At 68.6% G+C, this 9,017-nt stretch carries 9 protein-coding genes and 1 pseudogene; 7 read left to right on the top strand and 3 right to left on the bottom strand.

Features of this window, described 5'->3' with window-relative positions; genetic code table 11:
• Both ADBZ6I_RS13365 and metG read right to left on the bottom strand, forming a co-directional pair.
• Positions 1 to 863: aminodeoxychorismate synthase component I (locus tag ADBZ6I_RS13365; protein WP_526384604.1), on the bottom strand; the 863-nt coding region annotated here is incomplete at its 3' end.
• A gap of 46 nt (positions 864 to 909) precedes the next feature.
• Positions 910 to 2,460 carry a methionine--tRNA ligase gene (metG, locus tag ADBZ6I_RS13360; protein ID WP_526384602.1) on the bottom strand — a complete coding sequence of 517 codons (1,551 nt, stop codon included), beginning with the start codon at positions 2,458 to 2,460 and terminating at the stop codon, positions 910 to 912.
• 36 nt (positions 2,461 to 2,496) lie between these two features.
• On the opposite strand from metG, the gene ADBZ6I_RS13355 reads away from it, so the two are divergent.
• The 7 genes and pseudogenes from ADBZ6I_RS13355 to ADBZ6I_RS13325 all read left to right on the top strand — a co-directional run bounded on the left by ADBZ6I_RS13355 (position 2,497) and on the right by ADBZ6I_RS13325 (position 8,305).
• On the top strand, positions 2,497 to 3,348 hold the full coding sequence (locus tag ADBZ6I_RS13355; RefSeq protein WP_526384606.1) for a TatD family hydrolase: 852 nt from the start codon (positions 2,497 to 2,499) through the stop codon (positions 3,346 to 3,348).
• Between the two features lie 62 nt (positions 3,349 to 3,410).
• Positions 3,411 to 3,861, top strand: a pseudogene (locus ADBZ6I_RS13350) (transglycosylase family protein); the annotation flags it as partial.
• The gene (gene rsmA, locus ADBZ6I_RS13345) at positions 3,858 to 4,763 is read left to right on the top strand and encodes a 16S rRNA (adenine(1518)-N(6)/adenine(1519)-N(6))-dimethyltransferase RsmA (RefSeq protein WP_526384600.1); all 906 of its coding nucleotides are present in this window, start codon (positions 3,858 to 3,860) and stop codon (positions 4,761 to 4,763) included. The pseudogene ADBZ6I_RS13350 and the gene rsmA, both read left to right, overlap by 4 nt.
• Before the next feature lie 36 nt (positions 4,764 to 4,799).
• On the top strand, positions 4,800 to 5,750 hold the full coding sequence (locus ADBZ6I_RS13340) for a 4-(cytidine 5'-diphospho)-2-C-methyl-D-erythritol kinase (protein WP_526384598.1): 951 nt from the start codon (positions 4,800 to 4,802) through the stop codon (positions 5,748 to 5,750).
• A 191-nt stretch (positions 5,751 to 5,941) separates the two neighbouring features.
• Complete coding sequence (locus tag ADBZ6I_RS13335) at positions 5,942 to 7,576, top strand: fatty acyl-AMP ligase (protein WP_526384596.1); 1,635 nt, start codon at positions 5,942 to 5,944, stop codon at positions 7,574 to 7,576.
• Between the two features lie 40 nt (positions 7,577 to 7,616).
• Entirely contained in the window at positions 7,617 to 8,027 is a 411-nt protein-coding gene (locus tag ADBZ6I_RS13330) for a DUF4189 domain-containing protein (RefSeq protein ID WP_526384594.1), read from the top strand.
• A gap of 53 nt (positions 8,028 to 8,080) precedes the next feature.
• Positions 8,081 to 8,305 (top strand): hypothetical protein, encoded by a 225-nt coding sequence (locus tag ADBZ6I_RS13325; protein WP_526384592.1) that lies wholly within the window; start codon positions 8,081 to 8,083, stop codon positions 8,303 to 8,305.
• A 27-nt stretch (positions 8,306 to 8,332) separates the two neighbouring features.
• Here the strand turns inward: ADBZ6I_RS13325 and pth are convergent, their stop codons facing one another.
• Positions 8,333 to 8,908: an aminoacyl-tRNA hydrolase gene (pth, locus tag ADBZ6I_RS13320; protein WP_526384590.1), complete on the bottom strand. Its 576-nt coding sequence runs from the start codon at positions 8,906 to 8,908 to the stop codon at positions 8,333 to 8,335.
• Positions 8,909 to 9,017 lie beyond the last annotated feature (109 nt).

The following is a 9,017-nucleotide window of genomic DNA, read 5'->3' as shown; positions in this document are numbered from 1 at the left end:
CCCGGTGCCCGGTGCACGGCGAGCATCTCTGGCACCGTCACCGATCCGGTCCGCGCCACCCGACCCAGGTCGTTGCGCACCAGGTCGACGATCATGATGTTCTCCGCGACGTCCTTCACCGACGCCCGCAGCTGTTCGGGGTCGGCGTCGGCGGGCAGGGTGCCCTTGATCGGGCTGGAGCTGACGTCCTCGCCGGCGCGGCGCAGGAACAGCTCCGGCGACAGCGACGCCACCGCCCCCCAGTCCCCGGCCAGGAACGCCGCGCGCGCCGGTGCGGTCCGGGCGACGACATCGGCGAAGAAGTGCACCGGCGATCCGATGGCGGTCCCGGTGAACTGCGTGCAGACGCACGCCTGATAGCACTCCCCGGCGCGGATCGCCTCCAGGCAGGCCAGCACGCCGGCGCGGTGCCGGGCCGGGTCGGGCTCACTCCAGGCGATGTCACATCGGCCGGGCTCCACCGGTGACTGCAGTGCCGCGCTGATCCAGTCGGGAAGCTCTGTGCCGGTGAGGCTTTCGTACCACCAGCTGCCTGCGGCGTCGAGCCGCAGGACGCAGTCGGTCCAACCGCCGGCGGCCTCCGGGATACGCGGCCGCGCGCCGTCCGCCCCGGGATCCGGGTAGGACAGGTACCCGATCCAGCCGCCGCCGACGGCGTCGGTGCGATTCCCGGGGGCGACATCGAACACCGCTGCGGGGTCGACCGGGACGACCGCGACGCTGGGGGCGATCACCGCCCGGGCGCCGAACCATTCGCCGATCAGCGCTGCCGGCGGGGGCAGTCGGTGGCGGCGGGCGCCGGCGTCGACGGCGCGCAGCACGTCGGCGGGGGAGCCCAGGTCACCCAGCCGCTCGCAGCGCATCGCCATAGCTTGCCTTTCCGGCGGGGGTCGCGGGGCGCAGACGCCGCTAGCTGATCTCGTAACGCGGAAACACCCCGGTGGGTGGCGGCAACATGGTGCCCGGCTTGAGCCGCGTACCCAACTTCGCGAACTCCCGGTTGTACTGTTGCCACTGGCCGAGCTGTTCCAGCAGCCGTGCCGCGGAAGCCGGCATCACCGGCTGTATCAGCACCGCGGCGATCCGGACCGCCTCCAGCGTGGTGTAGAGCACGGTGCGGAAGCGCAACTGATCAGCCTCGGCCTCGGACTTGCGCAGCACCCACGGCTCCTGGGCGGAGAAGTACCGGTTAGCCGCCCCCAGCATCAGCCAGATCGCCTCCAGGCCCTGATGCATCGCCTGGGCGTCGAAGGCCTCGCGCACCCGGGCCAGCAAGCCGTCGGCCAGGGTCAGCAGTTCGGTGTCCTCGGCGCTGAACTCGCCAGGTTCGGGCACCCGGCCGTCGAGGTTCTTGTTCACCATCGACAGCGACCGCTGCGCCAGGTTGCCCAGTTCGTTGGCCAGGTCGGTGTTGATCCGGCCGATGATGCCGTCCTCGCTGTAGCTGCCGTCCTGGCCGAACGGCACCTCCCGGAGCAGGAAGTAGCGCACCTGGTCCACCCCGAAGCTCTCCACCAGTGACACCGGGTCGACGACGTTGCCGACCGACTTGCTCATCTTCTCGCCGCGGTTGTAGAGAAACCCGTGCGCGAACACCCTGCGCGGCAGCGGGATTCCCGCCGACATCAGGAAGGCCGGCCAGTAGACGGCGTGGAAGCGGATGATGTCCTTGCCGATCATATGTAGATCGGCTGGCCAATACCGTTGGTAGAGAGCCGAATTTGTATCGGGGAAGCCGGCGCCGGTCAGGTAGTTCGTCAGTGCGTCGACCCACACGTACATCACGTGTGCCGGGTCCCCGGGCACCGGAACGCCCCAATCGAACGACGTCCGGGAGATCGACAGGTCGCGCAGGCCGCTGGAGACGAAGCTGACCACCTCGTTGCGCCGGACCTCCGGGGCGATGAAATCGGGGTTGGCCTCGTAGTGCGCGAGCAGCTTGTCGGCGTAGGCCGACAGCCGGAAGAAGTACGTCTGCTCCTCGGTCCAGGTGACCGGAGTGCCCGTCTCGGTGGCGACCCGGGTGCCCTCGGCGTCGAGGGACGTCTCCGATTCGGTGAAGAACCGCTCGTCGCGCACCGAGTACCAGCCGGAGTAGGAGTCCAGGTAGATGTCGCCGTTGTCGGCCATCCGCTGCCAGATCGCCGCGGATGCCGCGAAGTGGTCGCTATCGGTGGTGCGGATGAACCGGTCGAAGGAGATGTTGAGCATCCGCTGCAGATGCTGGAACGCATCGGAGTTGCGGCGGGCGAACTCGGCGGTGGGGATTCCCTCGGCGGCGGCGGTCTGGGCCATCTTCAGGCCGTGCTCGTCGGTGCCGGTGAGGAACCGCACGTCGAACCCGTCGAGGCGCTTGAAGCGGGCGATCGCGTCGGTGGCGATGTACTCGTAGGCGTGGCCGACGTGCGGTGCGCCGTTGGGGTAGGCGATCGCGGTGGTCACGTAGAAGGGCTGGCTCATCTCAGGGCACACCTTATTCGGTGGACGCTTAGGGTGATCGCGGTGAGTCCTAAACCTCGGGAGCGTCCGCCGGCCCCCGAACCCTTGAGCCCGCTGATCGACGCCCACACCCACCTCGATGCCTGCGGGGCGCGCACCCCTGCGGATGTCCGGGCGATCGCCGACCGCGCCGAGGCGGTCGGGGTGCAGGCGATGGTCACCATCGCCGACGATCTGGACTCGGCGCGTTGGGCGGCCGGGGCCACCGCGTGGGATGACCGGGTCTACGCCGCCGTGGCGTTGCACCCCACCCGCGCCCAGACGCTCACCGAGACGGCGCGCTGCGACATCGAGCGACTGGCCGCAACCCCCCGCGTCGTGGCGATCGGCGAGACCGGGATGGACCTGTACTGGCCGGGCAAGCTGGCCGGCTGCGCCGAACCGGCGGTGCAGCGCGAGGCCTTCGCCTGGCACATCGACCTGGCCAAGCGGCTCGGCAAGCCGCTGATGATCCATAACCGCGACGCCGACGCCGACGTGCTCGACGTGCTGCGCGCCGAGGGTGCGCCGGACACGGTGATCTTTCATTGCTTCTCGTCCGGCCCGCAGATGGCGCGCACCTGCCTGGATGCCGGATGGATTCTGAGCCTGTCGGGAACGGTCAGCTTCACCAGCGCCAAAGACCTGCGGGCCGCCGCAGCGCTGATCCCGCCCGGCCAGCTGCTGGTCGAGACCGACGCGCCGTTTCTCACTCCGCATCCGTTCCGCGGCGCACCCAACGAGCCGTACTGCCTGCCCTATACCGTCCGGGCCCTAGCCGCTCTGCTGGATCGTCCGGCGGAGGAACTCGCCCGGGAATCGGCGGAGACCGCTCGTCGGGTGTATCGAGTGGATCAATGGTCTGAATAAGGGTCTGCTGAGGACGCCCGTGTTCGGCTGTCCGGCCCTGGCGGGCGCCCGTACTCGGCGCTCGCCGCGTCGAGGACCCCGCGCTGAACATCAGTTGGCAGGCGGCCGATGATCCTGGCGCACCTTGGGGAACAGGACGTCACTTTTGCTGTCGCGACGGTTAACGGGAAGGAAACGGGAAGGTTGCCCGTTTTCAATACCGTGACCGTCCCTGCCCGCGAATTTATGCTCCGGGTCGGAGCGAAACCGGGCACCGACGTGCCGCCGGTGCGGAATGAGGCCGCTGGGTCGCTATCGCAGCATGCGAATCGGGAAATTATTGTGCTAACAACACCGGAAATGGATTTTTGGTTGTGCGGTTAGACCAAAACCAACTGGTAGCGCAACGGCGGTCTGCGCTACTCTGAAAGAGCCGACTTGGCTACCAGGGAAGAGCAAATAGCGATCGCTGAAGTGACCAGGGCCCGTCAGGGGTGTGGCGCGTGGCCAGTTTGCGGTGAAGGGGCAAGATGACAATTCGGCTACTAACGCGAACTGAGATTCGCAATATCGCCCGAGAGCTCGATTTCCGGCCGCGTAAGGCGCTGGGGCAGAACTTCGTTCATGACGCCAACACGTTGCGGCGCATCGTGTCGTCGTCCGGAATCAGCAAGAGCGACCATGTGCTGGAGGTCGGTCCCGGTATGGGTTCGCTGACGTTGGCCCTGCTCGACCGCGGCGCCACGGTGACCGCCGTGGAGATCGATTCGTTGCTGGCGAGCCGGCTGCCCAAGACCATCGCCGAGCATTCGCACAGCGAGATTCACCGGCTGACCGTGCTCAACCACGACGTCCTGGCGCTGCGCCGCGACGAGATCGCCGTTCCGCCGACCGCCGTCGTGGCCAACCTGCCGTACAACATCGCCGTCCCGGCCCTGCTGCACCTGTTCTCCGAGTTCCCCTCCATCCGCACCGCGATGGTGATGGTGCAGGCCGAGGTCGCCGAGCGGCTGGCAGCTGAGCCGGGTGGCAAGGAGTACGGCGTGCCCAGCGTCAAGATTCGGTTCTTCGGCAACGTCCGCCGGTACGGCATGGTCTCGCCGACGGTGTTCTGGCCCATCCCCCGGGTGTACTCCGGGCTGGTGCGCGTCGACCGGCACGAGACCTCGCCGTGGCCCACGGACGATGCCTTCCGCCGGCAGGCGTTCGAGTTGGTGGACATCGCTTTCGCGCAGCGCCGCAAGACGGTGCGCAACGCGTTCCTGGAGTGGGCGGGCTCGGGCAACGAGTCCGCTGAGCGGCTGCTGTCGGCCAGCATCGACCCGGCCCGGCGCGGCGAGACTCTCACCGTCGCCGACTTCGTGCGGCTGCTGCAGCGCTCTGGGGGCACGCTGGCGCCCGAGCGGTCAGCCGACCAGCCGGCAGACCTGCGCTGACCCTCGGCGCCCAACCGATACTCTGCTGCGGTGCCAATGAACGGCAGTACCGCTGCGGAATGGGTGCCGACGGGATCGGTGACCGTCCGGGTCCCCGGCAAGGTCAACCTTTTTCTCGCCGTCGGTGACCGCCGTCCGGACGGCTACCACGAACTCGCGACCATCTTCCACGCTGTCTCGCTGAGTGACGACGTCACCGTCAGTACCGCCGATGTGCTGTCGCTGCGGCTGGTGGGGGAGGGCGCCGCCGAGGTGCCGGTCGACGAGCGCAACCTGGCCTGGCAGGCGGCCGAATTGATGGCCGAGCACGTCGGGCGGGCGCCCGACGTCGAGATCACCATCGAGAAGTCGATCCCGGTGGCCGGCGGTATGGCCGGCGGCAGCGCGGACGCCGCTGCGGTTCTGGTCGCGATGAACTCGCTGTGGGAACTGGGCGTGCCTCGCCGGGATCTGCATGCCATGGCCGCCGAACTGGGCAGTGACGTGCCGTTCGCCTTGCACGGCGGGACAGCGCTGGGTACCCGGCGCGGCGAGGAACTGGCGACAGTGCTCGCCCGCAACACCTTTCACTGGGTGCTCGCTTTCGGTACGGGCGGGCTGTCCACCGCCGCGGTATACGGCGAGATCGACCGGCTGCGTGAGGGCGGTTCACCGCCCCGCCTCAGTGATCCAGAGCCGCTGCTGACCGCACTGTCCGCCGGGGATCCGCATGCCCTGGCTCCGCTGCTCGGCAACGACCTGCAGCCCGCGGCGGTGAGCCTCAAACCGGACCTGCGCCGCACCCTGCGGGCCGGCGTAGAGGCCGGTGCGCTGGCGGGAATCGTGTCCGGGTCAGGACCAACCTGCGCCTTCCTGTGCGCGTCCGCTCGGGCCGCCGTCGACGTCGGCTCCGAACTGGCCGGGGCCGGGGTATGCCGCACGGTACGGGTGGCCCACGGACCCGTGCACGGCGCCCGGGTGGTGCCCAATTCGACGGCCGGGGTGTGACACGCCGGTGAACTCCCGCGCGGAGTTGGCCAGAATCTTAAGGAGAGTTTAAGATCATCGGCGGTGATGCTGAATTGCTCCGCGTTTCGCAGGGCGCGCCGTCTAGGCGACGGGCGCAGCCGGGCGGACGATGGAGAAAGGCAGTTGCCTGTGGTTATCGAGGAGCCGCGCCGGAAGCCGAGGAGATCGTCGTGAGCCGTTTCACCGACAAGATGTTCCACAGCGCTCGGACCAGCACCAAGGGCATGGTCACCGGTGAGCCGCACGAGCCGGTCCGCCAAACCTGGGCCGAGGTGCACGACCGGGCCCGCCGCATCGCCGGCGGTCTGGCGGCTGCCGGAGTAGGCCCCGGCGACGCCGTCGGCGTGCTCGCCGGCGCGCCGGTCGAGATCGCCCCGGTGGCGCAGGCCCTGTGGATGCGCGGCGCGAGCATCACCATGCTGCACCAGCCCACCCCGCGCACCGACCTGGCGCACTGGGCGCAGGACACCACTACTGTGATCGACATGATCGAGGCGAAGGCCGTGGTCGTCTCCGACCCGTTCCTGGCCGCGGCGCCGGTGCTGGAGGAGCGCGGTGTGCTGGTGCTGACGGTCGCCGACCTGCTGGCCGCCGAACCCGTCGACTCGGTCCAGACCGGTGAGGACGACGTCGCGCTGATGCAGTTGACGTCCGGCTCCACCGGCTCACCCAAGGCCGTGGTGATCACCCACCGCAACATCTACTCCAACGCCGAGGCGATGTTCATCGGCGCGGAATACGACGTCGAGAAAGACGTCATGGTCAGCTGGCTGCCCTGCTTCCACGACATGGGCATGGTGGGCTTCCTGACCATCCCGATGTACTTCGGCGCAGAGCTGGTCAAGGTCACCCCGATGGACTTCCTGCGCGACACCCTGCTGTGGGCCAAGCTCATCGACAAGTACAAGGGCACCATGACGGCGGCGCCCAACTTCGCCTACGCGTTGTTCGCCAAGCGGCTGCGGCGGCAGGCCAAGCCGGGTGAATTCGACTTGTCCACACTGCGTTTCGCGTTGTCCGGCGCCGAGCCCGTCGACCCGGCCGACGTTGAGGATCTGCTCGACGCCGGCAAGCCGTTCGGCCTGAGCGCCAACGCGATCCTGCCGGCCTACGGCATGGCCGAGACCACCCTGGCGGTGTCGTTCTCCGAGTGCGGCGCCGGCCTGGTGGTCGACGAGGTCGACGCCGACCTGCTGGCGGCGCTGCGCCGGGCGGTCCCGGCGAGCAAGGGCAACACCCGCCGGCTGGCCACGCTGGGCCCGCTGCTGCGCGATCTGGAGGCCCGCATCGTCGACGAGGACGGCACGGTGTTGCCGGCCCGCGGAGTGGGGATCATCGAACTGCGCGGGGAATCCCTGACGCCGGGATACATCACCATGGGCGGCTTCGTGGCCGCGCAGGACGAAAGCGGCTGGTATGACTCCGGCGACTTGGGTTACCTCACCGAAGACGGCCACGTGGTGGTCTGCGGCCGGGTCAAGGACGTCATCATCATGGCCGGCCGCAATATCTACCCGACCGACATCGAGCGGGCTGCCGGCCGGGTCGAGGGTGTGCGGCCCGGTTGCGCGGTGGCGGTGCGAATGGACGCCGGGCACTCCCGTGAAACCTTTGCGGTGGCTGTGGAATCCAACGCCTGGGAGGACCCGGCCGAGGTGCGCCGCATCGAGCAGGCCGTTGCTCACGAGGTGGTCGCCGAGGTTGACGTCCGTCCGCGCAACGTGGTGGTGCTGGGTCCCGGCACCATCCCCAAAACCCCGTCCGGCAAGCTGCGGCGCTCCACGTCGCTGACGCTGGTCACCTAGAGACGGATATCAGGAGAGGACCGATATGGGCAGGACCCGAATGGTTTGTACAGTCGTCGCTGCGGGCGTTATCGTCGGGGGCGCCTCGACTGGCATCGCATGGGCCGGCGGCCCGGACGGCGTCGTCGAACAAGACACCTCGGTGGCAGTCGGCACCGGCGCCTTCATCAACGCGATCGTGGGTTTCACCGCGACCGGCGCGACCAATGACGAGGCCTCGGCCAATGTCATCGCGGCCTGCCAGGCTGCCGGCGGCGTCAACTGCACCGCCGACGAGGTCACCAACGACAACCTGTGTATCGCTTCGGTGGCGTCGGATCTGACCGATGTCGTGGCCGGCGGTGCGGGCCCCACTGTGGAGGCCGCCCGTCAGGATGCGCTGAACAAGGCCATGGCCAACGGCACGCCCGAGGGCGCGGACGCCGTGGTCGTCGTGTCGGCGTGCCCGTGATGAGGGCCCGGATGACAGAGCGTACAGCAGCGACGGTAGAGAGAAGGAACACGATGACGGCTCGCAAGGCGGCAGTGCTGATGGCGGGTTTGGTTGTGGCGGCTGGACTTTCGGCACCGGTGGCCAATGCCCGGGAGACCTGCCGGCAACCTGGCTTCAAGGGGGTCTGCCAGACCCAGGGCACCGTCTCATTCAAGGGCGGAATGCAGGGAACCAGGCCTGCGCCGAACAACAGCCAATCGGTGTTTCCGTGGCTGATGGCGCAGGGCGGTTTCTGACCGACCAGCCGCCTGCAGGGTCACCGCTCACCAGGCGTGAACCTGGTTCTGCGCCGGTTCCAGGCCCGCCTCGATCAGCAGTTCGGTGGCGTCGGCGGCCAGTTCGCACAGGGTCGGCACCTCGGCGCGCTCCGCGCTGCTGAACGGTTCCAGGACGAACGCCGCGGGGTCCTTGCGCCCCGGCGGACGCCCGATCCCCACGCGCACCCGCTGAAAGTCCTTGGTGCCCAGGGCGTTGGCCACCGACCGCAGGCCGTTGTGGCCGCCCTCGCCGCCGCCCAGCTTGAGCCGGATCCTGCCGAAGTCGATGTCGAGTTCGTCGTGGATGACGATCACGTTCGCCGGCTCGACCGAGTAGAACTTGGCCAGCGGACCGACCTGCCGGCCCGATTCATTCATGTAGCAGCGGGTTTTGGCCAGCACGATGAGGCGGTGAGCGAGCCGTCCGGTGACGACCTCGGCGCTAGAGCGCTTGTGCACCTTGAACTGGCCGCCGATACGGGCGGCCAGCACATTGGCCACCATGAACCCGATGTTGTGCCGGGTCTTGGCGTACTGCGGTCCGGGGTTGCCCAGGCCGACGACCAGCAGCGGCTCGGCCACTGAAGACGATCGTGGCGCCGCCACGGTCGACTACTCGGCCTCGGCGCCTTCGCCCGCGGACTCGGCAGCCTCGGCGGCCTGCTCCTCGATCGACTCGCCGCCGCCCTCG

The organism is Mycobacterium sp. (genome assembly GCF_044342925.1).
In the GTDB taxonomy this organism is placed as follows: Bacteria; Actinomycetota; Actinomycetes; order Mycobacteriales; family Mycobacteriaceae; genus Mycobacterium.
This window is presented reverse-complemented; position numbering and strand designations above follow the sequence as displayed.